25 protein-coding genes are annotated in these 24,777 nt (G+C 35.0%); 2 read left to right on the forward strand and 23 right to left on the reverse strand.

Going from position 1 to position 24,777, the window contains the following annotated elements; all coding sequences use genetic code 11:
* Positions 1 to 136: 136 nt before the first annotated feature.
* The 16 genes from CGC49_RS01040 to CGC49_RS01115 all read right to left on the reverse strand — a co-directional run bounded on the left by CGC49_RS01040 (position 137) and on the right by CGC49_RS01115 (position 14,534).
* Positions 137 to 358 carry a DUF2795 domain-containing protein gene (locus CGC49_RS01040; RefSeq protein WP_042010477.1) on the reverse strand — a complete coding sequence of 74 codons (222 nt, stop codon included), beginning with the start codon at positions 356 to 358 and terminating at the stop codon, positions 137 to 139.
* A gap of 150 nt (positions 359 to 508) precedes the next feature.
* Positions 509 to 886, reverse strand: coding sequence for a RidA family protein (locus CGC49_RS01045; RefSeq protein ID WP_042010475.1), 378 nt, complete (start codon positions 884 to 886; stop codon positions 509 to 511).
* Positions 887 to 1,204: 318 nt separating this feature from the next.
* Positions 1,205 to 2,884: a M23 family metallopeptidase gene (locus CGC49_RS01050; protein ID WP_198540631.1), complete on the reverse strand. Its 1,680-nt coding sequence runs from the start codon at positions 2,882 to 2,884 to the stop codon at positions 1,205 to 1,207.
* Positions 2,885 to 2,990: 106 nt separating this feature from the next.
* Positions 2,991 to 3,674 carry a cell division ATP-binding protein FtsE gene (locus tag CGC49_RS01055; protein WP_042010471.1) on the reverse strand — a complete coding sequence of 228 codons (684 nt, stop codon included), beginning with the start codon at positions 3,672 to 3,674 and terminating at the stop codon, positions 2,991 to 2,993.
* 6 nt (positions 3,675 to 3,680) lie between these two features.
* A complete protein-coding gene (gene lpxD, locus CGC49_RS01060; RefSeq protein WP_042010469.1) occupies positions 3,681 to 4,595 on the reverse strand; it encodes a UDP-3-O-(3-hydroxymyristoyl)glucosamine N-acyltransferase in 915 nt (304 codons plus the stop codon).
* A 21-nt stretch (positions 4,596 to 4,616) separates the two neighbouring features.
* Positions 4,617 to 5,249, reverse strand: coding sequence for a WbqC family protein (locus CGC49_RS01065; RefSeq protein WP_095911658.1), 633 nt, complete (start codon positions 5,247 to 5,249; stop codon positions 4,617 to 4,619).
* Positions 5,250 to 5,261: 12 nt separating this feature from the next.
* Positions 5,262 to 6,797 (reverse strand): signal peptidase I, encoded by a 1,536-nt coding sequence (lepB, locus tag CGC49_RS01070; protein ID WP_095911659.1) that lies wholly within the window; start codon positions 6,795 to 6,797, stop codon positions 5,262 to 5,264.
* Positions 6,798 to 7,267: 470 nt separating this feature from the next.
* Positions 7,268 to 7,468: a hypothetical protein gene (locus tag CGC49_RS01075; RefSeq protein WP_042010462.1), complete on the reverse strand. Its 201-nt coding sequence runs from the start codon at positions 7,466 to 7,468 to the stop codon at positions 7,268 to 7,270.
* A 153-nt stretch (positions 7,469 to 7,621) separates the two neighbouring features.
* A complete protein-coding gene (locus tag CGC49_RS01080) occupies positions 7,622 to 7,993 on the reverse strand; it encodes an HU family DNA-binding protein (RefSeq protein WP_095912653.1) in 372 nt (123 codons plus the stop codon).
* 664 nt (positions 7,994 to 8,657) lie between these two features.
* Positions 8,658 to 9,353 (reverse strand): hypothetical protein, encoded by a 696-nt coding sequence (locus CGC49_RS01085; protein WP_095911660.1) that lies wholly within the window; start codon positions 9,351 to 9,353, stop codon positions 8,658 to 8,660.
* A gap of 50 nt (positions 9,354 to 9,403) precedes the next feature.
* Positions 9,404 to 10,102, reverse strand: a complete 699-nt coding sequence (locus CGC49_RS01090) for a hypothetical protein (protein WP_095911661.1) — start codon at positions 10,100 to 10,102, stop codon at positions 9,404 to 9,406.
* A 9-nt stretch (positions 10,103 to 10,111) separates the two neighbouring features.
* On the reverse strand, positions 10,112 to 10,807 hold the full coding sequence (locus CGC49_RS01095) for a hypothetical protein (RefSeq protein WP_095911662.1): 696 nt from the start codon (positions 10,805 to 10,807) through the stop codon (positions 10,112 to 10,114).
* 100 nt (positions 10,808 to 10,907) lie between these two features.
* Positions 10,908 to 11,621, reverse strand: a complete 714-nt coding sequence (locus CGC49_RS01100) for a hypothetical protein (RefSeq protein ID WP_095911663.1) — start codon at positions 11,619 to 11,621, stop codon at positions 10,908 to 10,910.
* A 152-nt stretch (positions 11,622 to 11,773) separates the two neighbouring features.
* Entirely contained in the window at positions 11,774 to 12,139 is a 366-nt protein-coding gene (locus CGC49_RS01105; protein ID WP_095911664.1) for a PadR family transcriptional regulator, read from the reverse strand.
* 122 nt (positions 12,140 to 12,261) lie between these two features.
* Positions 12,262 to 13,863, reverse strand: coding sequence for an apolipoprotein N-acyltransferase (gene lnt / locus CGC49_RS01110; RefSeq protein WP_042008436.1), 1,602 nt, complete (start codon positions 13,861 to 13,863; stop codon positions 12,262 to 12,264).
* Between the two features lie 47 nt (positions 13,864 to 13,910).
* Positions 13,911 to 14,534, reverse strand: coding sequence for an NUDIX hydrolase (locus CGC49_RS01115; RefSeq protein WP_042343285.1), 624 nt, complete (start codon positions 14,532 to 14,534; stop codon positions 13,911 to 13,913).
* Between the two features lie 7 nt (positions 14,535 to 14,541).
* Here CGC49_RS01115 and pyrE point away from each other — a divergent pair, with 7 nt between their 5' ends.
* The gene (pyrE, locus tag CGC49_RS01120; protein WP_095912654.1) at positions 14,542 to 15,183 is read left to right on the forward strand and encodes an orotate phosphoribosyltransferase; all 642 of its coding nucleotides are present in this window, start codon (positions 14,542 to 14,544) and stop codon (positions 15,181 to 15,183) included.
* A gap of 165 nt (positions 15,184 to 15,348) precedes the next feature.
* Here the strand turns inward: pyrE and CGC49_RS01125 are convergent, their stop codons facing one another.
* The gene (locus tag CGC49_RS01125) at positions 15,349 to 16,257 is read right to left on the reverse strand and encodes a hypothetical protein (protein ID WP_095894415.1); all 909 of its coding nucleotides are present in this window, start codon (positions 16,255 to 16,257) and stop codon (positions 15,349 to 15,351) included.
* A gap of 99 nt (positions 16,258 to 16,356) precedes the next feature.
* Complete coding sequence (locus CGC49_RS01130; protein ID WP_095911665.1) at positions 16,357 to 16,890, reverse strand: helix-turn-helix domain-containing protein; 534 nt, start codon at positions 16,888 to 16,890, stop codon at positions 16,357 to 16,359.
* 410 nt (positions 16,891 to 17,300) lie between these two features.
* Here CGC49_RS01130 and CGC49_RS01135 point away from each other — a divergent pair, with 410 nt between their 5' ends.
* A complete protein-coding gene (locus CGC49_RS01135; protein WP_095893597.1) occupies positions 17,301 to 18,503 on the forward strand; it encodes an IS256 family transposase in 1,203 nt (400 codons plus the stop codon).
* 23 nt (positions 18,504 to 18,526) lie between these two features.
* Here CGC49_RS01135 and CGC49_RS01140 read toward each other — a convergent pair whose 3' ends face one another.
* The 5 genes from CGC49_RS01140 to CGC49_RS01160 form a co-directional block, all read right to left on the reverse strand.
* A complete protein-coding gene (locus CGC49_RS01140; RefSeq protein WP_095911666.1) occupies positions 18,527 to 19,468 on the reverse strand; it encodes an IS30 family transposase in 942 nt (313 codons plus the stop codon).
* Positions 19,469 to 19,694: 226 nt separating this feature from the next.
* The gene (gene uvrB, locus CGC49_RS01145) at positions 19,695 to 21,680 is read right to left on the reverse strand and encodes an excinuclease ABC subunit UvrB (protein WP_095911667.1); all 1,986 of its coding nucleotides are present in this window, start codon (positions 21,678 to 21,680) and stop codon (positions 19,695 to 19,697) included.
* An 11-nt stretch (positions 21,681 to 21,691) separates the two neighbouring features.
* On the reverse strand, positions 21,692 to 22,252 hold the full coding sequence (locus tag CGC49_RS01150; RefSeq protein WP_095911668.1) for a GNAT family N-acetyltransferase: 561 nt from the start codon (positions 22,250 to 22,252) through the stop codon (positions 21,692 to 21,694).
* 227 nt (positions 22,253 to 22,479) lie between these two features.
* Positions 22,480 to 23,622: an acyl-CoA dehydrogenase family protein gene (locus CGC49_RS01155; RefSeq protein ID WP_095893191.1), complete on the reverse strand. Its 1,143-nt coding sequence runs from the start codon at positions 23,620 to 23,622 to the stop codon at positions 22,480 to 22,482.
* Between the two features lie 274 nt (positions 23,623 to 23,896).
* Complete coding sequence (locus tag CGC49_RS01160; RefSeq protein ID WP_095893192.1) at positions 23,897 to 24,763, reverse strand: helix-hairpin-helix domain-containing protein; 867 nt, start codon at positions 24,761 to 24,763, stop codon at positions 23,897 to 23,899.
* Positions 24,764 to 24,777: the final 14 nt, after the last annotated feature.

Raw genomic sequence — 24,777 nt, forward strand, 5'->3', positions numbered from 1 at the left:
CATCTGTTTTGAGCAAGGATTCAGAACGCTTTTACAAGGCAACAAATATACCAATAGTTTTAAAACTGACAAAAAGTCAATAAACAAAAAAGCCTCTTCTTTCAAAAAAGAGACTTCTTTCTATTGTCAAATTCCATTAATACTCGTCTTCATTCCACAGATAGTCCTCCTCAGATGGGTAATCAGGCCATATCTCTTCGATAGACTCGTACATATCCCCTTCATCTTCAAGCGATTGAAGATTTTCTACAACTTCCATAGGAGCTCCTGTTCTAATTGCATAGTCAATCAACTCGTCTTTAGTTGCAGGCCAAGGTGCATCGCTTAAGTAAGATGCCAATTCTAACGTCCAATACATAGCTTAATAGGTATTTTAAAATTTCTGCAAAAGTAAATTTTATTTTTAACTATGCAAATATTTTTTATTTTTTTTGTTGTTAAATTTTACATAAATAAAAAAGCTATCTAGAAATAGACAGCTTTTTTGGATATAGAAATTTACTCAAATTTACAATACGGCTACGCAAGAGATTTCGACCTCTACATATTTAGGAAGGTTTGCCACTTGCACTGTTTCACGTGCTGGAGCTGTTTTTTCGTCAAAATATTTTCCGTAAATAGCATTTACTTGTCCGAATTGCTCCATATCGCTAAGGAAAATGGTCGTCTTTACCACGTTTTCAAACGTGGCTCCTGCTTGTTCTAAAACCGCTTTTAGGTTTTCCATCACTTGAGTGGTTGCTGCTTCAATGCCTTTAACGACTTCATTAGTTTTTGGATTTACAGGAATTTGTCCTGAAACATACAATGTGTTTCCTGCCAAAATCGCTTGATTATAAGGCCCAATCGGTGCGGGTGCATTTTCTGTAAAAATTATTTGTTTCATATTTATAAATATTTAAAATGTTGTTGTTTTTCTGGTCGTGTTGTAAAAAGTATGATGGAAGTTCTGACTGTCAGGCTGAGCGAAGTCGAAGCCTCATCATTACAGGGCTTCGACTTCGCTCAGCCTGACAGAAATATCCTCTTTTTTTAAGATATCATACTTTTTACATCACTTCCGTTTTTCTAAACGATATACGATTGAATTTTCCGAAAGTTTTTCGCCTCTATTCGTATCGAAAATTCAGTTTTTACATGTTCCCGTTATCACGTCTTCCTAAAAAAAGGTAGGCGTAGCAAAATTATTTTTTTATAGGCTTCGTCACTTTTTCTTGAACGAGACGTTTAGCTTTTGGACGTTCCCTACTCCATCTTTAACAATCATTTCTAACTTATACGCATCTGTTTTTTTTGCCTCTATGTCCGAAAAATCAAACGTAAGCATCCGTGTTTTGGGGTCATACTCGAACAAAATCCACTCACCATTAAGGGATGCCGAATAGCTCCCAATTCCACTCAAATCGTCCTTGATTTCCACTTTTAAAGTTGAAGCATTTAACAATCCATTATTTTTGAAATTCACGGGCCTTACAGTTGGTGGAATGGTATCTTTCATAAGGGTAAATCGTCCTAAATTACGAGTTTTTGCCGTGAAAACTCCATTTTTGTAAGTTGTTCGTTCTGCCGAAGGTCGATTTTTCTCATTCAAGTAAGCGATAAACACTTGTGCAGTTTCCTCTTCCGTAAATTTCTTATTTTCAATATTCAAAGTAAATTGCTTATGTACAGCTTCTCGTGGATGATGTAGCGAAAGCGTGTCATTTTTACTATCGATTTGTATCATAAAATCATCATAAAATGTATTTTCAGGAAAATAAACATTTCCATTTTCAAAAGTGTAGAACTGGTCACGCTTAGCTACCAATAATTTCCCTTCTGCAATGGGTTTGGGCTCTATTATTTCCTGTTGCTTCCCTTCGATAGGAAGGACAATTCGAGTGGTATTACCTTTAATGTCTTCAACTGAAATGGTTGCCAAATAGGACATACCATCCTGAACGTCAATATGTCCGTTATTTTTTATATTTCGGTAAATCGTTGAAATACGATTTCCGGCTTTTTTGTACAACAACTGGATTCTTGTTTTTTTATCCACATACTGCTCGTAATCGGAAAAAACATTAATATAACGTGCTTCTGTAAAATCCAATTTGTCAAAAACATATTGAAAATGTACAATTCCGTTGATTTCCAAGGTAACACGGTAAACTCCACAAATGTGATAAGTGTCGTTCTGCTTATCAATAGATTGTATTCCTAAACCGATACTACCACTGGCTGTAATTTTATCTGCTAAGTACGACCCGTCCGATTGTTTGGTCATATTGATTTGTCGTGGCAATTGCGATTTCTCAATTTGAGAATCGCTCCCAAGAGAATAGCCTACCAATTGATACACACTGGGTGGAATTTCATCTAAAATGTCATAGCCAAACAATAAGGGGTTCATGGCTCTGGCACTCGAATCACGGATTTCAAAATGCAAATGAGGCCCGCCACTACTACCTGTATTTCCTCCATAAGCAATTAATTCTCCTTTTTTCACAGGTAGCTCAATAGCTTTGGGATAGGCTTCTATTTCGAACGATTTTCGTGCATATTGCCTTTTTTTTACATACTTTTCAATTTCAGGCGAAAACTTCTGTAAGTGAGCATACACGCTGGTATTCCCATCGGGATGTGTGACATACAAAGCCTTACCGTAACCATATGCCCCTACTTTAATACGAGAAACGTACCCATCTTCGATAGCATAGATTTTCAATCCTTCTTTGCCTTGAGTTTTGAAATCGACCCCTGCATGGAAGTGACTTCCTCGTAACTCGCCAAAGTTACCTGAGAGTAACAGCGGAATGTCCAACGGTGAAATATAGTCAGTTTTGGTTTGGGAATATGAAAAAAAACTAATGAATAGTACAAAAATAGTTAGTGAAAATTTCATTGAGTTGTCTTGATTTTATTATTTCCATTTGCATGACACCTTCCGCTGTAGGCAGTTGGAGTCGTGGTGAAAATAAATGCAATATTAATATTTTTCAGAAAATCTTTTAAACAGTTCTTTGGATAACCTCAAAAAGCTTGGATTCATCGCATTTCAAAGTTTTTGATGGGAACTTTAAAATCAAGGCGTAGTCATGAGTTGCCATTAAAATAGTACGCCCCGAAGCATTGATTTCTTTCAATACTTGCATAATCTCAACACTTGTTTCGGGATCTAAGTTCCCAGTTGGTTCGTCTGCTAAAATAAGTTCAGGATTATTGAGTAAAGCTCTGGCTATTGCCACGCGCTGTTGTTCTCCTCCGGACAATTCGTGTGGAAATTTTAAAATCATATCTTCCATTTTCACTTTTGCCAACACACGCTCAATACGTTGTTTAATTTTATTGGAGTCCTTCCAACCTGTGGCTTTTAAAACAAAAGCCAAATTATTGAATACATTTCGGTCTGAAAGTAATTTAAAGTCTTGGAACACGACACCCAACTTACGTCTTAACAAGGGGATGTCGGACTCTTGCATTTTTTTTAGGTTAAACCCTGCCACATACCCCTCACCCTTAAGCAAAGGCAAATCACCGTAAAGAAGTTTAATTAAGCTACTCTTTCCCGTTCCCGTTTTTCCGATTACATAGACCAACTCTCCTTTGTTGATGGTCAAATTCACATCTGACAACACCACGCTTGACCGTTGTTGAATAAATGTATTTTTAAGATGTACTATTGGTGCTTCCATTTTGATTTACTGAGTTATAAGTCTGCGTAAGGCTCCCATTTCTTTATATTTTTTTCGAGCTTCTTCGGCTGGATATCCAAAATAAGTCAAGCCTCCTTCCAACGATTTTGAGATACCACTTTGAGCCAAGATAACTGCTTTGGCTCCAATAGTAATCCCACTGGTCATACCTACCTGCCCCCAGATGGTTACCTCATTTTCTATAACAACACAACCCGCAATTCCTGTCTGGGAAGCTATTAAACATTTTTCACCGATAACAGTATCATGTCCTACATGAACTTGATTATCTATTTTTGTTCCTTTTCTGATAGTAGTATCACCTGTAACTCCGCGGTCGATAGTACACAAAGCTCCCAAATCAACATTATCTTCGATAACCACACGACCGCCTGATTTCAACTTATCGAACCCTTCGGGACGCTTTTTATAGTAAAATGCATCGGCTCCCAACACGGTTCCCGCATGAATCGTTACGTTATTGCCAATAATACAATCGTCATAGATACTTACATTCGAATGAATTACACAATTATCGCCTATCTGTACGTTATTTCCTATGAAAGCACCGTGCTGGATAATTGTATTTTTTCCAATCTTAGCGGTTGGCGAGACCAAAGCGGTAGATTTCAGGAAAGGTTTAAAAAACTCTGTCAGTTTGTTAAAGTCCCGAAAAGGATCGTCTGAAATTAGCAGAGCTTTTCCTTTAGGACACTCTACTTCTTTGTTAATAAGTACCACTGTGGCATTTGATTGCAAGGCTTTATCATAGTATTTCGGATGGTCAACAAAAACGATGTCCCCTGCTTGAACCACGTGAATTTCGTTCATTCCTAAGACAGGGAAATTATCATCACCGACAAACGAAGTTCCGATGATGGTTGCTATTTGTTTAAGTGTGTATGGCTGAGGAAAACGCATCTTCGATGTTTATTAATGTTATTATATGTTTATATATATCTGTGTTGCTAAATAATCTTTGGCGTTTGGCCCTTCGTGGAAAAGCAAATCCAAAATAGACAAATTCGGAATAAAACCGTGTTTATCTGAAAATATTTGGTGATATTCAGCCATTTCCACAGGCAATTCCTTTTTGGCATTGGTCAAAATTCGAGCGTCTTTCAAATGCTTTGGAGCAGCCTCATACATAACGGTTTTATCAAAGTTAATATCGGTTTGCAAACAAGCTAACACCGTTTCAAGAGTCTCCAAATTCACGTCCAACAAAAAGGTGTAATTTTTTTCAAAAATCGGGCGTAAATCATCTTCATAATATTCAAAAAAGGGAGAGGTGCGATATGCCGTTTCCAAACTCTTCCAATGCAATCGTTGCCAAGGGAAGTGGTTTTCCACCTTCACATCTTTAAATAATTGTCTGCCTGTTTCTCCTCCCACATGTTTTATAGGCAAATTCAAAGCCTGCTTTCCGTTAGCACCGTAAATATATGCTCGATTTCGGAGCGTTTGCTTTTGGTAGTTGTCCGAAACTTCTAGCACACAGGGGCGGTTCAATATCCAATAAAATTGGGCTATTGACGGGAAATACGTAGGATGCAAAAGTACGCTTTCTAACATTTTCTAATGAAATTATTTTTTCTTTTTCTTTCTTAATAAACTATATGCCAACCATAATCCAAGAGCTGCTAACACATAGTATCTGTATGAAACAGGTTCCCCTTCACCATTGACCGTAGTGAACAAACGATTCCAACGGATTTTGTCCAATCCCGAAGCGTTTCTGTCTAAACTCATCCAAACTAAGACGGGTTTTCCAAGCACGTGATCCTCAGGTACAAATCCCCAATAACGGCTATCCTCGGAATTGTGACGATTATCTCCCATCATCCAGTAATAATTCTGTTTAAAGGTATAGGAATTCGTTTTTATGTCGTTTATATAAACATCTTCTCCTTGTATCCGAAGTTTATTACCTTCGTACTCTTCAATAATACGTTTGTACAACGGTAAATTTTCAGCTGACAAAACTACTGTAGCTCCCTCAGCAGGAATGGTAATTGGACCGTATTGATCTTCATTCCATGGATATTTTTCGGAATGCGGAAACACCGATGGATTATATTTTCCGACCTCTTCCACTCGTTTTCTCACAGATACAATATTTGGATTCTGACGTAGAGTTTCGGCTACTGCTTCTGTTAAAGAGGAGAAAACATATACGTTAGGCTGAATTTCGAAAAAGTAATCCGTCACACCGAACTGTTTGTACATACTGTATTTATCGAAAACCCCTTTATTGGGTTGCACCTCAACAACATAGGAAGACTGTAACTTAGCTCTTACGGGGTATATCTCTTTTTTACCATTGATATGCACGTCTCCATCCTTAATCTCAAACACATCGCCAGGCAAAGCAACAGTTCGCTTCACGTAATTCGACCTTTTATCAATAGGTTTATGAACGTGAATATTTGACGGGTCGCGGAAAAAACGCACCGTGTCCGTAGGCCAGTTAAAAACCGTAATATCATTACGCTCAATCTTCTGCAAGGCAGGTAAACGGAAATAAGGTAGTTGCGGTTTGCTGAAGTATGACTTTACTCCTAACACAGGTACTGAATCATGAACCATCGGTAGAGCAAGTGGTGTCATCGGTACACGAACTCCGTAGTGGAACTTGCTAACAAACAGAAAATCACCTACTAACAATGTTTTTTCCAGCGATGAAGTCGGAATCATATAAGGTTGAATGAAATAGGTATGAATTCCTGAAGCTGCTACTACGGCAAATAGAGTAGCACTTATCCACGAAGATACATTCTTTTTGATAACCTGATTGTCTTTTTTTACGTAAAAAGCGGTATAACTTACATAGGCAGTAAACAAACCCAAAGTCAAAACCGAAAGTAGCGTGTAACGTTTTTTGCGATAGCCAAACACATGCAACCATTCATAGTTCATCACAATGAGCATAATATTCCCTATTACAGGAAGATACACTAAGAACAACCACCACCATGGACGTTCTATAATCCTAAGAAAAATGACCGTATTGTAAAAAGGAACAAAGGCTTGCCATCCTTTGTAACCTGCCTTTTCGTATCCTTTCCAAAAGAATAAACCATTGACTAACTGTGCTATAACTAAAATATAAAAATACGCCATATTCTGTGTTTAAATTTAAAGTTCACAAAGATAAAAATTAATCTTGATTAAACAATACTGCCTCCATTTTTTTTGGCACGGCAAATTTACCTGCCAAATGATGGTATTCCACCCAATACTGAAGTGTAAATTCAATACATCGGCAGATTTGTTCAGAGATAAGTTTTCTTTACATATTGTTTTCTATTACAGAGATGTAGTGCAGTACATCTTTCCCTTTTGAATTATTACTACAGCATTGAACAACGCCATATCTAAATGTATTTTTAAAAATTTCCTGACGTCAATATTTTTTTTTCTTGACGTAAGTTTTATTTATTTTAGTATACAAAAATTTTAAATTGTTACATGAAAAATCATTTCTTTCTTTATTTCTGTATTTTAAAATGTGTCTTAGAAATAATTCTAATGAATAATTTTTATAAAAATTTCAATTGTATAAGTAGTAGAATTTTATTCTTGTTCATTTTTTAATTGTACCCAGCATCACGTAATCCTGTACTTACCATTGCATCAACAACTTCTTTGAGTTGACTTTCAGAAATGTTCTCAGCGAAATAGTTCCAAGTCATAAACCCCATAGGTGGTGTTTCGGCTGTAGCCTTTTGTCCATGTACGCCAATGACAGCAAATAGTAGAAGGATTCCTAAAAAAAAGTATTTCTTAACCATAACTCAGTTTTTAAACGTTATTAAATTACAGATTAAAATTTTAAATTGAAATTAATAAAAAAACTATAACTTTTCTTACATTACTTTTAAGACCACTACGTAAAAAGAATACGGCTGTACAAAAGATACAGCCGTAAATTTTAAACCCTCTTTTTACGATTTTTCAAAAGAAATTCCTTCAATGGCTTTTTTCATTTCCACACCTGGAGTGAAGATAATGCGAACGTCCTTAATCATTGAAGCATTAAAATCTTTTTCGTTTTCGACGCCTTCACTGCTAATGGAGATGCGGAATGTTCCAAAATCGCCCAGCTTTACGCTATTCCCTTTTAGTAGTTCTTTCGGAAGCTCTTCTAATAGATTCTGAATTACGTTGGCAATATCACCAGCCGTAAGTGACGATTTAGATGAAATCGTTTTAGCGATATCCTTTTGTTCTACTTTACTCGAAATTATCGCATTGGCATAAAATTTCTTTTTACTACGATCTTGCGGATTTGCTTTTTGTACTAAATGATACTTCATAGCTTTAGTTTTTTTGGTTAGAAATTCAATGTTGAAAAACGATGTTTTCGCTACCAAAGGTATTCATTTTCCGTGAGAAACAAAAAAAATTAACATTTTTATTTTTTCATCATAGGGGCGTATTGCAATACGCCCTTACGGTTTCTTGTACCATCATAAAGGCGTATTGCGATACGCTCCTACGGTTTCCTATACCATCATAAAGGCGTATTGCGATACGCCCTTACGGTTTCTTGTACCATCATAAAGGCGTATTGCGATACGCCCCTACGGTTTCTTGTACCATCATAAAGGCGTATTGCGATACGCCCCTACGGTTTCTTGTACCATCATAAAGGCGTATTGCGATACGCCCCTACGGTTTCCTATACCATCGTAAGGGCGTATTGCGATACGCCCCTACGGTTTCTTGTACCATCATAAAGGCGTATTGCAATACGCCTTTACAGTTTCCTGTACCATCGTAAGGGCGTATTGCGATACGCCCCTACGGTTTCCTATACCATCGTAAGGGCGTATTGCGATACGCCCCTACTTAAGGTTTTTGTTTCCAGAGATTCATCGAATCTTTGCAGATTCTCCTTTCAAAAAATACATCTATCCATACAGAGCAGTAGAATATATAAAGTTTTTTTCTACTCATTACTTTTTGATATTCTTAAAATTACTTGATATACTGAATTTTGTACTCAGAATATAATTCCTGAAGATATTTGTCACGATGTTTGGGAAAGTAGACCATTAGCACATACATCAAAACAAGTAGAAACGTGAATACTGCAGAATAAATCATATATGCCATTTCACTGTCAGGAAAATCACGCCAAAACTGTAAACTCATCTGACAAGGAAAGAAGAAAAAGAAAGTATGATCATTCAATCGCAAAATGATATCCTCAAAAAGCCACTTTTTATCACCTTTTTGTTTAAGCGTACGTCTGTTTTTAACCATAAATACAATAGCAGCAATAAAAATGGCAAGAGACAACGCGGGAACCATAATTTTTGCGTTCCCAAACAAAGTAAATAGTGAAAAAATGGAGATAACAATACAAAATATCAAGATTATTTTGGAAATAACAAACAGTTCTTTAGTTTTTTTCCACAACATTCGATTATAACGTTTACTCATTTGTTTGGTTTTTTCTTCTAATACATCCATAAACCCAAACACTCCAAATTTACGGAATTCTTTCTGCAAGGCCGTTTCAAAATCGTCGTCAGGAAATTCTTGCCAATGTGTTTCGATAGCATTTGCTAAATGGTCAACCAGTTCAGTTTGTACGTCAAAGTATTCCACGTAATGCTGACGCGTAAATTCGTACAAGCGTTCGATTTGTTTTGGGGTTACTTTTTTCATATTATATACTATTCTATTTTTATTATAAAGACATATTGTAATATGCCATACTAAGTAGTTATCATAAAATCTTTATATTCGGGATACAATTCCATTAGATACTTATCTCGATTTTTGGGTAAATAATAAAAAACTAAATATACCGATATGCCTAAAAACGTAATTAAAATCGAAAAAACAGCCATAAAAGCAATATTTTCTCCCAAATATCTAATAAAAAAATGAAGCTGAGCCAACAATCCTAACGCCCCCACATAGTTGTTATACCCTAAGAGGACGTTTTCAAAAAGCCATTTTTTATCAGTTTTATTTTGATATAACTTGGGTTTTGAAAGTAAAAAGGCATATATTAAAAACAAAATGATAAGTGTCATACTACCAACGATTTCAGCGGCTATATCCTTGAAGAAATACAAAACTGTATAAACAACCAACGCAATACACAAAGTCATCATTATTTTAGGAAATGTGAAAAAGTCTTTAATTTTCTGCCATAGTATTCTATTATAACGTTTATTCATTTCTCTGATTTTATGTTCCACCACATCCATAAACCCAAACACCCCGAATTTTCGGAATTCTTTCTGCAAGGCCGTTTCAAAATCGTCGTCAGGAAATTCTTGCCAATGTGTTTCGATAGCATTTGCCAGATGGTCAACCAGTTCAGTTTGTACGTCGTAATATTCCACGTAATGCTGACGTGTAAATTCATACAGACGTTCGATTTGTTTTGGGGTTACTTTTTTCATAGTAGAAACTTAGTTTGAGAGTTCAAATTTGTATTCGGGGAACATTTCCAGAAAGTAGCAGTCACTATTTTTCGGAATATGATAGCTTATAATATACGTGTAGATAAATTGAAGCGTAAAGCCTACAACAATAAATAAGATAGGAATATGCTGCTTTTGAATGAACAGCCAATAATAAAGTATGATGTGCATAGAAGTGTGTAACAACAGAGGATAATTATCCTGATGTAGGAAGACGGTTTTGAAAAGCCATTGTTTGTTTGATTTTCTTTTGTAAATAGATTTAGTTTTCAGATAGATGATACCTTTGAAAATATAAAACACAATGATTATTCCTAAGAAAGGCATCCACATAGTATTAAAAGCGGAAAGTAATGTATATATTACAGCTGATATAAAAAGAGTAAGTAGTATTTTAGGAAAGGTGAAGAACTCAATTTTTTTCTTCCGAAGCAATTTTTTGTACAATTTTTCCATTTGTTTTGTTTTCTCCTCTACAATATCATTAAACCCAAACACCCCGAATTTTCGGAATTCTTTCTGCAAAGCCGTTTCAAAATCGTCGTCAGGAAATTCTTGCCAATGTGTTTCGATAGCATTTGCCAGATGGTCAACCAGTTCAGTTTGTACGTCAAAGTATTCCACGTAATGCTGACGCGTAAATTCATACAGACGTTCGATTTGTTTTGGGGTTATGGTTTTCATAAAATTTTTCGATTTTAGTTTATGTGTTTTTATTTGGGTATTTCTATTCGGAATTACTTTTCATTGTAATTTTCTGACTTGTAACAAACTCGCATTACTTTTACGATGTAAGTTTTGCTACTTTGTATTCCTTATATGTTTCTGTAAGATATTTTTCACTCTTGAAAGGAATATGAAATAACACCAAATAAGAAAAAATATAAATAAGAACTATGACAAAAGAAAATATACTTATAAAATATTTATTTTCAATATACTCAGTATGATGAATATTAGCCATAGAAAGTGTGTTAAGTATGATTACTAAAAAAGAAGCACACCAACCATTATTAAAAATAATATCCTTTAAAATCCATTTTTTGTCGTTTTGATTCTGTCTTTTCTTCCTGATATATTGTTGGATGAAGAAAGAAATAATTGTTAAATAGGTACTCATAAACAGCACATTAACAACGGTTCCTTTGTCAGAAGATAGGTTTAACAAAATAAATAATGACATTGTCAGAATTATTGTCATTATAATTTTTGGGAACGAGAAAAAAGCGATTATTTCTTTCCAAATAATGTTCTTATATCGTTTACGCAGTTGTTTTTCTTTCTCTTCTGTAATTTCCTTAAAACCAAAAGTACCAAACTTTTGAGCTTCTTGTATTAAAACGATTTCAAAATCGTCGTCAGGAAATTCTTGCCAATGTGTTTCGATAGCATTTGCTAAATGGTCAACCAGTTCAGTTTGTACGTCAAAGTATTTCACCTGACACTGATGCGTAAATTCATACAGACGTTCGATTTGTTTTGGGGTTACAGTTTTCATATTATATGGTATTGCTTTTTATTGCAGAGATATGTTGCAATATATTTCTACGATTTTGTTTCCACTGATAACACAAACTTCAACAGAATATATCTAAAATCTAAAAAATAATCCGTCAGGGTATCTGTGGAATATTTTTATCTTTATTGGAATTATAGTTTTACAACGGGTACTAAATCCGTATCTCTCTGAGGATTAATAATGTTCTGAAGACAAGCTATAAAATTTTGTATTTCAGACACCTGTTTTTCGGTTTCTTTGATACCGCTCTCCGTTATTTTATAGTATTTACGAATGCGGTTGTCTACCTGCTCAATTTCAGGTGTAAGTAATCCTTGGGCTTCGAGTTTATGCAAAGTTGGGTATAAAGCACCTTCAGTTATGGCAATCTCTCCTTGCGAAAGCTGCTTTACCTTCTGAGTAATTTCATAGCCATACATTCGTCCGTTGTCCTGTAACAGCTTCATAATGATGGTACTCAGACTTCCTTTATAAAGTGCTGAATTTTGTTTTTTCATCGTCTTATATATTTATGTTGCAAATATACATAATTTTCTTATGTAATAAAATTTATTACAAAAAAAAATAAACCTCCAACCGTAAAGGCTAAAGGTTTAAAAGTTTTACTATTTGCTGTTTACTAATTACGAAATATCACCTCCCTTTTCCGAGCTATTGCGTATAAAAACACAAACAAACTCAAAAAATAGGATATTCGAGCTAAATAATCCCCTGTTTTCGTGTAAAATGTAATTTTTTCATTCAAGTTGATAGTCCCTCGTAAGCTACCTTGCGTATCATAGGGCAATGAATTTAGCACATCGCCTCGTTGATTAATAAAAGCTGAAATTCCTGTATTGGCACTTCGGGCGATACTTCGGCGAGTTTCGATGGCTCTCAAACGTGCATAACTTAGTAATTGCTTATGTCCTTGGGTGTTTTGCCACCAGGCGTCATTGGTCAATATAGCCAAAAAATTCGCACCGTTTTTGACGTAATCGGTCACAAATTCACCATAAATTGACTCATAACAGATAATTGGAGCAGCCTTTCCTTTAGTTTGCTCCCCGTAAAACACACTTCGATGTGGTTGAGTAGTTTTTAAAGCTACTGTTCCTCCTAAATCTATCAACGTTTCCCCAAAAATAGGTTTTAAAACACTTTGATATGGGAAGTTTTCCACACCAACCACTAATTTCGATTTATGATAAAGAGGAATATCAGCATTTTTATTTAGCAAAAAAGCTGAATTGTAGTCGTTGTACCAAACGTTGTGTTTTTCCAAATAGTTGCTCTGAGGAGTTAGTAAGGATTCATCTTGGATAAAATCAATCATTGCTACACCGCCAACTATGTTCAATTTCGGATATTGAGCCACCATTTGTCGTAATATAGAAATCTCCCATGATTGTTGCAATTGGTTCAACCCAATATTATCTCCAAAAACAGTTTCAGGAGTAACAATAAAATTGACGTTATGATCTATTTTATCTTCAGATAACTTGACTAATAAATTAGCGATTTCAGGATTAGAAATCTGATATTTTTCATAATAAGGATCTACATTTGGCTGTAAAACAATAACATCTATCGGGTTTTCATCTTCTTTGTAGTTAATATACGTGAAATAAGAAAAAATAACAGGGACAGCAAAGCATAAAACCGAAATTCCAACACCCTTAGCCAATATTTTTCTGTTTTTTGTTTCAAAAAAAGCGTTTACGTATAAAAATAAAATAATATTAACCAACCAAACCCACAAGGTTCCGCCAAAGGTTCCTGTATATTCGTACCACTGTACCCAAGCAGGATATTCTGAAAATACATTTCCTAGATTCAACCATGTCCACGAGATATCCCATGACAAATGAAATTTTTCGAACGACAACCATATTGCTACTAGAAAAATATATGCTACTTTCCGAACCATTCGTTTGGCTACTATGTGATATAACATAAAAACGATGGTCATCAATAAAGTATTTGCTAAAATAGCAAAAACTGCACCGCCTTGAGTAGAATGCCAAATCCACCACGTGGTAATTACGTTCCAAACTAAAAAAGATAAATAGCTAACGAAAAACAATTTTCGTTTGGTATGCTTGTAATTTTTACGGATATGTTGCTCTGCAAACAGTAAAGGTACAAACGCTATGAATATAAGCATCGCAAAACCATAAGTAGGCCACGAAATTGCTAACAGTACTCCTGAAAGTAAGGCTAATAATATGTTTCTTTTCATTTCTTATGTATTATTCCAAAGCAAAAGAACTCTTTTTTAAAAGAAAATCACTCCTTGTTCTCCCCTATTCCTTCAAATATTTTTTGAATGCTTCGATATGAATTGTTCAACAGCTCTGGAATCTCCGAGAGAGCTTTCCAACGTACTTTTTCAATATCTTCTTCTGTTTGAGGTTTTAGTTTTCCTTTGTATTTGGTGAACATATCATACCAATAAGTCTCTTTCATGAAATATGCTCCATCATGCTTAAATATGTGATAGGTAATCGTATTAAAACGTATGATTTTCAATTTTTTAACTCCTGTTTCCTCTTCCACTTCACGCAAAGCACAAACAACGATGTTTTCGCCTTTTTCCTTCTTTCCTTTAGGCAAATCCCACTTACCTTGTCGTTTTATGAAAAGTATTTCACCCTTTGCATTGGTTACAATACCTCCACCTGCCTTTATGGTCGTAACTTTTTTCTTGAATTTTTTCAAAAGTTTTTCCTCTTTCGGATGATAAAGGTAGATTTTATCAACTTCTTCTTTATTTATTTCAGAAATAAGAAATTCAATAGTAATTTCCTTTTTTAGAGGAAAATATTTGACATTCTTATTATTTTCACCTACATTTGTCTGCTCTACACTTGTTAGAACGATAGATTTATTGTTTACAAAAATTTCATACATAATCAAAATGGTATTAAATAGTAACACTGCACAAAAAACAGCTGAATTTTTATTGCAAATAAAAGCAATTAAATTGAATTCTGAAAATTCTTTTACATGGGCTTCGGGCTGGAAATCGCCAATTTATTGTGACAACCGTATAATTCTCTCATACACAGAGGTTCGTAATTTTGTTGCCTCACAAATGGCAGGACAAATTAAGGAAAAATTTCCAACAACAGAAGTGGTTGCTGGAGTTGCTACCGGAGCAATTGGTATTGGAATGCTAGTAGCAAATCTACTCGGTTTGCCTTTTATTTACGTACGTCCTGAGCCTAAAAAACACGGTAGACAAAACCAAATCGAAGGGCTTCTGGAAGCAAATCAAAACGTTATCGTTATTGAAGACCTTATCAGTACGGGGATGAGTAGTTTGAATGCGGTTAAAGCTCTTAAGGATAGTCAAGCAAATGTTTTGGGAATGATTGCGATTTTCTCCTATGGATTCGATTTGGCTCACACCAATTTTGCAAATGAAAAAGTAGAACTATATACGCTCAGCGACTACGAAAACCTATTGACACAAGCGTTAAAGGTAGGGTATATCACTAAAGATGAGCTACATACTCTCAAAGAATGGCGTCAAAATCCATCACAATGGCGACAGTAAAGATTTGATATTCTCTAAAATTGTCCGAAAAGTTTTGTCTATGAATCTCTTATGAATACTCAAAAAACTTTTCGGACAATTTTTGTAGTACTAAATTTTAAAAACTGAAATTCAATCTTTCCTTTAACCCCGACTTTTGCTAAATCGATGCTACCTGCCGTTTTTTTATTCAACGCCTATTTTCATTACCTTTCCGTCAATCAGAATTTTGTTATTCAAGAAGATTTTATTTCCTAACATTCCCGTCATTCCAGAAAATTTCATCAGTAAACTTTGAGTTTGTGAAAATCCGTCTACATAAGTAACAGTGTTCAAATGAATTTTATTCTTTCCTAAAGATATTTCTTCATTAGATTTTGAGGTGTAAGTTGTCAAAATATTTCCCCAAGAATTTTCTTTCTCAATCTTAATTTTTGAATTTGCTAACTTTAATTTTTGCCAAACTTCTTTGTTCGTAACCAATTCATAAGCACTTGTTCCCGTATCGTATAAAAATTTTTCGTCTTTACCTCTCAAACTTCCTTTTATAATTATTTTTCTTTTTTTGAATTGGAAATCAGATAGTTTATTTTCAAAGTTCGTTGGCATTTTATCTATATTAAATTCTAATAAATTTTCTTTAAAATTTAGAACTGTTATTCTATTCTCTAAAATATCGGAACCAATTGTTCCAATAATTTTTAGAGTGTCCGTTTTATCTCCATAATTTAAAACCTTAAACTTATCGGAAGAAATTATTGAATTTCCTAAATTGAAACTTGCAATAGCCCTTTTATTTTGTGTGTTTATTTTTATATTCGGAATATTTTCTACCGCTTTTTTATAGAAAATAGTTGAAGGACTTCCTGTATCAAACTGCATAAAATAAGTTGTGGAATTTCCACTAAATTTAATGGGTAACAGAATGCTGTTTTTTTCATTTCCCCATTTTATAAAAATTTCTCCACTTTCATTTTTAATATTGAGATAATTTTTTTCAGGAGTAAATTTTTTGTCAAAATAAAAATATCCAATTATTGAGGACAAAACAATAATTACCAAAAATGTCAATAAGATTTTTACAAATGTTTTCATAAGCGTTTTCATTCAAAATTTTTCTGCAATTTTCTGCAATTTAATTTGAAAACATTAAAAATTAAGGGCGACAATCTTACGACAATTTCACGAAATGGGTTATAAAAAATTGTTTTTCAGTTTAATAGATAAATCTTGTTTTTGATTCAAACTAATCCCATTTTTTATAATAACAAACAATTTTGCACAAATAAGAATGATTAGTGGAACTACAAAAAGAGGAAATTTCGCTCCAATTATTTTCTGAATAAATGGACTTAAAATCATTGAAACCGAAAGTATCACCGTTAAGATAATTTGAACGCCTACAATTTCCTTTCCAATAGTTTTGTTTTTTAAATCTTTGGTTCTGTATGTTAAAATCAGTGGAATAATCACGTTTCCAAATGGCAAAATTAGTCCTGACAACGCAGAAAAATTAATCAATTTCGCTCTTTCAAATTTTTCTTTTTCTTCAAATAGATTTTCGGGTTGAGTATCCAAAGCCTTTGCAATGGTTTTCAAGGTGAAACCTTTTGGAATGTTTCCCGCTTCAATCCGTTGAATTGTGCGCAAAGAAATTCCCGATTTTTCTGCAAGTTCATTTTGCGTTAAATTTTTCTGTTCTCTCAAAAATTTCACTTTATTCGTCATAGGTTTTAGCGGTATTTTGGTTAAAATTGCAGGTAACGGAAAAGTATTTGGTCGTACTGTAAAAAGTATGATGACATAAAAAATTAACAATCAGGAAAAAACGTAGTACTTTTGTTAAATCTTAATCACAATTACACTGCATTGCTCCGATAGTCAGAGTACAAAAATAGGAAAAAACGGAAAAAAAATCTTAAAGCACGACCAAATTTAACACATCTTAGATTCAACCCCCAAGTGCAATTTTTTATGCCACGAATTTATAAAATAAATTTTTAGGTTCTTCAAAATAGGAGTATCCCATAATCTGTGTAAGTTGAAAAGTTATTCTGAAATTTTTTGAGCCCTTAAAAGCTCAAAAAAAATTTCGGAAATAACTTTTTAACTATTTTTGACCCATAATTTAAACAGATATGATTAACAAGGAAGAATTGCTCAACAGCAAAGAATTTTACAAGTCATTTAAGACTGCTGAGGACTTGACAGGTTTCTTTAAAGAGCTCCACAAAAAAGCGGTGGAACATATGCTCAATGCCGAACTCGACGTTCACTTGGACAACGAAAAACACGACAAAACTAAAGATGGAAATTATCGTAACGGACACACTTCCAAGAAGATAAAAACTTCCTTTGGCGAAGAACAAATCCAAGTTCCTAGGGATAGAGACGGTAGTTTTAACCCAATGTTAGTCCCTAAACGCAAGAACGTTATCGATGGTTTGGAAAACATCATCGTATCGTTCTATGCCAAAGGAATGAGCGTGAGCGACATCGAAGAACAAATCCAAGAAATGTACGGCTTTGAAGTATCAACTTCCACAATATCAAGGATTACCAATGCGGTTACCAATGAAATGGTCGCTTGGCAGAACCGCCCGTTGGACGAGCTGTATCTGATTGTTTGGATGGACGGCATCGTTTTTAAAGTTCGTGAGAACTCAAAAGTTGTCAACAAAACCATTTACCTTGCTGTGGGCTTGAATCGAGAGGGAAAAAAGGAAGTTTTAGGAATGTGGCTCGGAAAGAATGAAAGTTCCGCCTTTTGGATGAGCGTTCTCACTGATTTAAAGGCTCGTGGAGTGGAAGATATTCTCATTACTGCCACCGATAATTTAAACGGATTTACGCAAACCATTCGCACGGTTTTTCCCCAATCACAAACGCAAATATGTGTGGTTCATCAGATTAGGAATGCTTGTAAGTATGTGGTTTACAAAGACAGAAAAGAATTTACAGCCGATATGAAACACATCTATACTGCCCCTAACAAGGAAGCTGCCAAGGTTGCTTTGGAAGATTTTGCCCAAAAATGGGAGTCAAAATACGGCTATGCTATCAAATCTTGGTATGACAATTGGGACGAATTGACCGTATTTTTCGATTTTCCGTTAGAGATAAGAAAAATTATTTACACAACCAATCTTATTGAGAATCTGAATGGTAAGATTCGGAAATACACCAAAAACAAGCTGTCTTTCCCAACAGACGAAGCTGTGCAAAAGTCCGTTTTCTTGGCTTTGAGAGAAGCTACCAAAAAGTGGAGTATGCCTATCCAAAATTGGGGGATTGTCTTGAACCAATTTATGCTTATATTTGCACAAAGACTCAAACTATAAAAACTTAACCCCAACTTTTTAACTTACACACTTAGAGGGATAGTGTCTTCAAAATCTAATGTTAATCTCGGTCTTCGGTTAATTTTATGTTGAATTTCTTTAATCTTCTCTTTGCTAATTTTCTCAAAATAAGTACCCTTAGGGATATATTGTCGTACAAGTTTGTTGGTATTTTCACTCAATCCTCGCTCCCAAGAACAATACGGATTGGCAAAATAAAAATCACAACTTAATTTCTTGCTAATATACTCATGTTCAGAAAATTCTAATCCATTATCACTGGTAATGGTTTTCACATAATCTTTATAAGGGAGCAAAGCGTATATCATTGCTTTGGCTAAACTTTTTGCATTTTTACCACTTAACTTCCTCATTATTAGAAATTTTGTTTTTCTTTCTACAATCGTTAGAATCGCTCCTTTATGTTCTGCCCCCACGATTAAATCTACCTCAAAATGTCCAAATTCTTCATTAGTCAAAACGATTTCAGGGCGTAAACGAATTGGTTTTCGGTTTTTTATCACTTCTTTTTTGCCTGAAACGGGGCGTTTTCGATGTTTTAACTGATGTCTTAAATATTGATATAAATCTCCTCCTTTTTCCTTGTCTTCTCGGATATATTGATAAATCTTTTCAGTACTTACCATACTTATTTCGTGCTTTTTACAGTAACCTACGATTTGCTGAGGAGACCACTGTTCCCGCCTTATTTTCTCTTCTACAAAAGCTGCTACCTTTGGGGTAAACTTCCTGTTTACGGCAAATCTTTCCTTGCGAATATTGGCTTGTTCCTGAGCGTTTTGAGGGTTATACCCCCCTCTTTTGAGTTTGTTCCTCTTAAGCTCTCTACTGATAGTGCTTTCTGAAACGCCCATTTGCTGAGCAATAAATTTTTGTGATTTATTACATTTAAGATATGCTTTTATTTCGTATCTTTGCTCCAAAGTTAAATGTTTATATTTCATTGTCTTATTTGGTTATTTGACAAAGAAATAACATTTTTTTGAAGGGAGAAAGTTTTTTTACTTTCTCTCTTTTTTCTTTGGGCTAGCCCAAAGAAAAAAGAGAGAAAAACGATCCCAAAAAATTGCACTTACTAATGGAATTTAAGCATGCTCATACTAAAATTCGTCCGGAAAGTTTTGTCTATGAACCATTAAAGGCAAAGCTTTTCGGACGTTTTTTATGATTCTAAATTGTTTCCAATTCTTTAATCCTATCGCGCAATTGTGCTGCTTTTACAAAATCTAATTCTTTAGCAGCAGATTCCATTTGTTTTTTGAGTTCTTTTATTTTTTTTGTCCGCTCTTTTTCTGTCATATACGAAGTTTCGGCTTCTGCTACATGTTTAAACGAAGGGTCGTAATGAAATTCAGTAATTGGACTTTTGCTAAGTGTATTTTCGATTTTTTTGTTTAATGGCTTGGGAGTGATTCCATTACGGAAATTGTAATTCATCTGTTTTTCACGTCGATAGTTGGTATCATCAATGGTTACTTGCATACTTTGAGTAATTTTATCGGCATACATAATGGCTTTTCCGTTTACGTTTCGGGCAGCTCGTCCCACCGTTTGAGTCAGCGAACGTGTAGAACGCAAAAAGCCTTCTTTATCAGCATCTAAAATGGCAACAAGCGAAACTTCAGGTAAATCCAAACCTTCACGAAGCAAGTTTACACCTACCAAAACATCAAATAATCCACGACGTAAATCTTGCATAATTTCCACTCGTTCAAGGGTATCCACGTCGCTGTGAATGTATCGGCAACGTACCCCAATTTTGGTCAAATATTTAGTAAGCTCTTCCGCCATTCGCTTGGTGAGAGTGGTTACCAAAACACGTTCGTCCTTTTCTACGCGGAGCTGAATTTCTTCCGCCAAATCGTCAATTTGGTTTTCACTCGGACGAATTTCGATTTCAGGGTCGAGCAATCCTGTCGGACGAATAATCTGCTCAACATAAACTCCTTGCGTTTTTTGAAGTTCATAATCGGCAGGTGTTGCACTTACGTAAATCACCTGATTTTGAAGGGCTTCAAATTCCTCAAATTTCAGTGGACGATTATCCAAAGCTGCGGGTAAACGAAAGCCGTATTCTACCAAATTTTCCTTCCGACTGCGGTCGCCTCCATACATTGCGTGTACTTGCGGAATAGTTACGTGACTTTCATCGATAACCATCAGAAAATCATCAGGGAAATAATCCAACAAGCAAAACGGACGCGAACCAGGCTCTCTTCCGTCTAAATAACGTGAATAATTCTCAATTCCAGAACAATATCCCAACTCGCGAATCATTTCTAAATCGAAATTCGTGCGTTCTTCCAAACGTTTTGCTTCCAGGTGTTTACCAATTTCTTTGAAATATTCCACTTGTTTGACCAAATCTTGCTGAATGTTCCAAATGGCTTTTTGTAACACATCGGGCGAGGTTACGAACATATTGGCAGGATAGATATTCAAACTATCGTAACGTTCTAATACTTTGTTAGTTTGCGGGTCGAAAACCTCAATTTCTTCGATTTCATCTCCAAAGAAATGAATGCGGAAAGGCGTATCGGAATAGCCAGGGTAAACGTCCACCACATCGCCTTTCACTCGGAAATTTCCGTGAATGAAATCGGCAGTGGTTCGGGCATACAAACTTTGCACTAAACGATGCATAAATTTGGTTCGTGGAAGTACTTCGCCTCGTTTTATGGTGATTACATTCTTCTGAAATTCAATAGGATTCCCGATTCCATACAGACACGAAACGGAAGCCACAACCAACACATCGCGTCGTCCTGAAAGCAAGGAAGAAGTAGCGCTAAGCCGTAATTTTTCGATTTCTTCATTGATGGATAGATCTTTTTCGATGTATGTTCCCGTAGTGGGAATGTAGGCTTCGGGTTGGTAATAATCGTAATACGACACGAAATATTCCACCGCATTGTTTGGGAAAAACGCTTTAAATTCACTATATAATTGAGCAGCAAGGGTTTTGTTATGAGCTAGAACAAGCGTTGGACGTTGTACATTCTGCACCACATTAGCCACAGTAAAGGTTTTCCCTGAGCCAGTCACACCGAGTAAGACCTGATATTTTTCCCCTTTTTCGATGCTTTGTGTGAGTTGCTTAATGGCTTGAGGTTGGTCGCCAGTAGGCTGAAAATCAGATTGTATAGAGAATTGCATTAAGTGTATTTTTATTTATGTGTTTCAAAAACCAAATGTTTATAACTTCCACCTGCTAGTGATTGTTTATTCACATATTCAAATCCTAAGCGTGTATAGAGCTTTTCGGCTTGTGGATTTTTTTCATCAACAAGTAGCCCGATTTTTCCAAGTTTGTTTTTAGAAACATACTCTTGCAGAAAAGTAATTAATTGTGAACCAATGCCTTTTCCTTGTCCTTGAGGGCTTACGCTTACTGTGTCGATATAAATCTCTCCTTCGGAAGTTTCGTCTTCAACAATGATTTTTCTTCCAGAAATTTGCTCAGACAATGTCAGAACAGGCTTTCTAAGTTCGTGCAAATCGGCACCATCATAAAAAACTAAAGAGCCAATAGCTTGGCTATTTTCTTCAAAAACAATTGTATTTGTGTAGGAATATTGATTTCTTTCCTCCAAAAAAAGTATTTTTAAGAAAGAAATTGCTTGAGTTTTATCTTCTTTCCCAATGAGTTTGAAAACAATTTCTTCCATTGCCTGAAACATCAGTGGAGCTACAAAATCAGCATCATTTTTTATTGCAAATCGAATCATTTTTTTACAATTAAGTGTTTACTTTTCAAATATGCGGTATATCCTATATAAAAACATCTTTTTCAAAGAGTTAAAAATTAAATATTTACAGGGTTTCACCTTAATTTCGTAGAAATCTTACTAACATATCATAATGTTCGAAGTATCATGATTTAGTAAGATTTCATACAAAAAAGATAAAGCTAATGCTTTTACCATGGCATTAGCTTATTGTATATTATTCGGAATTAGGCTTTATCTATATTTCGACTGATGACCAATTTTTGAATTTCAGTAGTTCCTTCTCCAATAGTACACAATTTGGAATCACGGAAAAATTTCTCGACAGGGAAATCCTTAGTATAGCCATAACCACCGTGAATTTGAATGGCTTCAGTGGAAACTTTCACGCATACCTCAGAAGCGTACATTTTTGCCATCGCTCCTTGCTGGGTTACTTTCTGATTTGTATTTTTCAAATAAGCGGCTTTATGCAACAACAACTCGGAAGCCTCTATTTCAGTTGCCATATCGGCTATTTTAAACGCAATAGACTGAAAGTCAATCAATCTTTGTCCAAACTGCATACGCTCCTTGGCATATTTCACCGAGGCTTCATAAGCTCCCTTAGCAATTCCTAACGACAAAGCCCCGATAGATATACGTCCCCCATCCAAAATTTTCATTGCTTGAATAAACCCATCTCCTACTTCTCCCAATCGATTAGAGTCTGGAATTCTACAATCTTGAAAGATAATTTCGGCCGTTTCACTGGCTCGCATTCCTAATTTATTTTCCTTCTTACCACAACTAAACCCTGGAGTACCGCGTTCTACCACAAAAGCTGTTATACCATGTTTATCTCCTTTTTCTCCAGTACGTGCAATGACAACTGCTATTTGACCTGATTTTCCATGTGTTATAAAATTTTTAGCTCCGTTCAACACCCAAAAATCACCGTCTCTCACAGCTGTTGTACTCATTCCTCCTGCATCAGACCCTGTATTATGTTCAGTAATTCCCCAAGCTCCAATCCATTCACCTGAAGCCAATTTTGGCAACCATTTTCGTTTTTGTTCTTCATTTCCAAAAGAAAGTATATGATTTGTACACAGTGAGTTATGAGCTGCTATCGACAAACCTATCGATGGGTCAACCTTTGAAATTTCTTCCACTATGGCTATATACTGATGATAGTCAAGCCCCGAACCTCCATAAACTTCAGGAACTAAAATTCCCATAAAGCCCATCTCTCCTGCTTTCCTGAATACCTCAACGGGAAACTCCTGCGATTCATCCCATTTCATGACATTAGGACGAATATATTTTTCAGAAAAATCTCTGGCCGTCTCAGCTACAATCTTTTGTGTTTCGGAATAACTAAAATTCATACGCTATTTATTTTTATATGGTTGCTATTTAAATTTTATCAAAAGGCCAAGATCCTTACCTCAATCACCTAACAACAATCTGATAACAAATAATATAGTACAGATTATACAAATTTTCTTCCTTTACCAAAATCCCGAACATATGTCGAAAATATGTGTAATCAAGGTAATAAAAGTTCGGCAGGATATGACAGTTCTCTTTTTGTAAAGCATCACGAACTGCTAACCTCTCTCGTGAGCAATATTACATAAATAATTTGAAAAATAAAAGTATTTAATTCTCAATAAACAAATAAAATTGGAGTTTTCGTATCTTCAATGTGTCAAATTCATTGATTTCCAACAAATCATCAAACTTTTTAAAATTTCCCAACTCACTTCGTAACCCAATGATCTTCTTAGTTTCCTCGTATTTAAGATACGGAATTTTAGCTAATTCTCTGAGGGTTATCAAGTTAATATCTTTTTTAACGATATTCGGAAGTGTTTTTACTTCAAATTGTATTTTGAGTCGCTCAACAACATCTGTTTCCAAACCATACACCTCGGCTAATTGATCCATCTCAACAAATCCTTGTAGACGTTCTTTGTATTTTAATATTCTGTCTGACAACACATTACCTACTCCTTTTACTTCCATCAGTTGTTCTTTGGTGGCTGTATTAATATCTTGTTTTTCTTTGTGAGAAGAGGTCAATGAAGTTTTTACCTTTTGGTAATCATTTGATTTTTTGTTGTTTACCCATTCAGGGAATTTGAACGCTGGAGCTATTTTTTTCAGTAGAGAATCAGAAATTTTTGTAATATTTTGAAATTCTTGGGTACTATTTACAAATTTACCTTGCTTACGAAAAGCCAATAATCGATCTATTTCTTCGGTAGACATTCCTAAAATATATCCCTTATAATCAGTAATATAATTTGGATTAAAGGGATAGATTGTATCTTTTTTGGGACGTAACGCTACAGTACGCAACGAATCGACCTGTTTTTCTATGTTTGCAAACAATTGCGAAGATCTTTCAGATGTTTTTTCACTGAAATCAACTACAAAATAAGCGATTTGTATCAATACAATAAGTAGTAGCAATAGGAAGATTCCAATTCGCTGATTTCTTTTGAAAAATGGAAAACCTTTCATATAAAAACCCTCCT

The sequence above is a fragment of the Capnocytophaga sp. H4358 genome, from assembly GCF_002302515.1.
Classification (GTDB): Bacteria; Bacteroidota; Bacteroidia; order Flavobacteriales; family Flavobacteriaceae; genus Capnocytophaga; species Capnocytophaga canis.

What these genes read in the sequence shown, in the direction of transcription:
- CGC49_RS01125 (WP_095894415.1), bottom strand. Translation starts at nt 16,257, where the DNA reads ATGAAAACATTTGTAAAAATCTTATTGACATTTTTGGTAATTATTGTT.
- CGC49_RS01050 (WP_198540631.1), bottom strand. Translation starts at nt 2,884, where the DNA reads ATGAAATTTTCACTAACTATTTTTGTACTATTCATTAGTTTTTTTTCA.
- CGC49_RS01045 (WP_042010475.1), bottom strand. Translation starts at nt 886, where the DNA reads ATGAAACAAATAATTTTTACAGAAAATGCACCCGCACCGATTGGGCCT.
- CGC49_RS01095 (WP_095911662.1), bottom strand. Translation starts at nt 10,807, where the DNA reads ATGAAAACCATAACCCCAAAACAAATCGAACGTCTGTATGAATTTACG.
- CGC49_RS01055 (WP_042010471.1), bottom strand. Translation starts at nt 3,674, where the DNA reads ATGGAAGCACCAATAGTACATCTTAAAAATACATTTATTCAACAACGG.
- CGC49_RS01085 (WP_095911660.1), bottom strand. Translation starts at nt 9,353, where the DNA reads ATGAAAAAAGTAACCCCAAAACAAATCGAACGCTTGTACGAATTTACG.
- CGC49_RS01150 (WP_095911668.1), bottom strand. Translation starts at nt 22,252, where the DNA reads ATGATTCGATTTGCAATAAAAAATGATGCTGATTTTGTAGCTCCACTG.
- CGC49_RS01065 (WP_095911658.1), bottom strand. Translation starts at nt 5,249, where the DNA reads ATGTTAGAAAGCGTACTTTTGCATCCTACGTATTTCCCGTCAATAGCC.
- CGC49_RS01040 (WP_042010477.1), bottom strand. Translation starts at nt 358, where the DNA reads ATGTATTGGACGTTAGAATTGGCATCTTACTTAAGCGATGCACCTTGG.
- uvrB (WP_095911667.1), bottom strand. Translation starts at nt 21,680, where the DNA reads ATGCAATTCTCTATACAATCTGATTTTCAGCCTACTGGCGACCAACCT.
- lpxD (WP_042010469.1), bottom strand. Translation starts at nt 4,595, where the DNA reads ATGCGTTTTCCTCAGCCATACACACTTAAACAAATAGCAACCATCATC.
- CGC49_RS01100 (WP_095911663.1), bottom strand. Translation starts at nt 11,621, where the DNA reads ATGAAAACTGTAACCCCAAAACAAATCGAACGTCTGTATGAATTTACG.
- CGC49_RS01115 (WP_042343285.1), bottom strand. Translation starts at nt 14,534, where the DNA reads ATGTATGAAATTTTTGTAAACAATAAATCTATCGTTCTAACAAGTGTA.
- CGC49_RS01075 (WP_042010462.1), bottom strand. Translation starts at nt 7,468, where the DNA reads ATGGTTAAGAAATACTTTTTTTTAGGAATCCTTCTACTATTTGCTGTC.
- CGC49_RS01080 (WP_095912653.1), bottom strand. Translation starts at nt 7,993, where the DNA reads ATGAAGTATCATTTAGTACAAAAAGCAAATCCGCAAGATCGTAGTAAA.
- lnt (WP_042008436.1), bottom strand. Translation starts at nt 13,863, where the DNA reads ATGAAAAGAAACATATTATTAGCCTTACTTTCAGGAGTACTGTTAGCA.
- CGC49_RS01155 (WP_095893191.1), bottom strand. Translation starts at nt 23,622, where the DNA reads ATGAATTTTAGTTATTCCGAAACACAAAAGATTGTAGCTGAGACGGCC.
- CGC49_RS01090 (WP_095911661.1), bottom strand. Translation starts at nt 10,102, where the DNA reads ATGAAAAAAGTAACCCCAAAACAAATCGAACGTCTGTATGAATTTACA.
- CGC49_RS01135 (WP_095893597.1), top strand. Translation starts at nt 17,301, where the DNA reads ATGATTAACAAGGAAGAATTGCTCAACAGCAAAGAATTTTACAAGTCA.
- CGC49_RS01130 (WP_095911665.1), bottom strand. Translation starts at nt 16,890, where the DNA reads ATGACGAATAAAGTGAAATTTTTGAGAGAACAGAAAAATTTAACGCAA.
- lepB (WP_095911659.1), bottom strand. Translation starts at nt 6,797, where the DNA reads ATGGCGTATTTTTATATTTTAGTTATAGCACAGTTAGTCAATGGTTTA.
- pyrE (WP_095912654.1), top strand. Translation starts at nt 14,542, where the DNA reads ATGGTATTAAATAGTAACACTGCACAAAAAACAGCTGAATTTTTATTG.
- CGC49_RS01105 (WP_095911664.1), bottom strand. Translation starts at nt 12,139, where the DNA reads ATGAAAAAACAAAATTCAGCACTTTATAAAGGAAGTCTGAGTACCATC.
- CGC49_RS01160 (WP_095893192.1), bottom strand. Translation starts at nt 24,763, where the DNA reads ATGAAAGGTTTTCCATTTTTCAAAAGAAATCAGCGAATTGGAATCTTC.
- CGC49_RS01140 (WP_095911666.1), bottom strand. Translation starts at nt 19,468, where the DNA reads ATGAAATATAAACATTTAACTTTGGAGCAAAGATACGAAATAAAAGCA.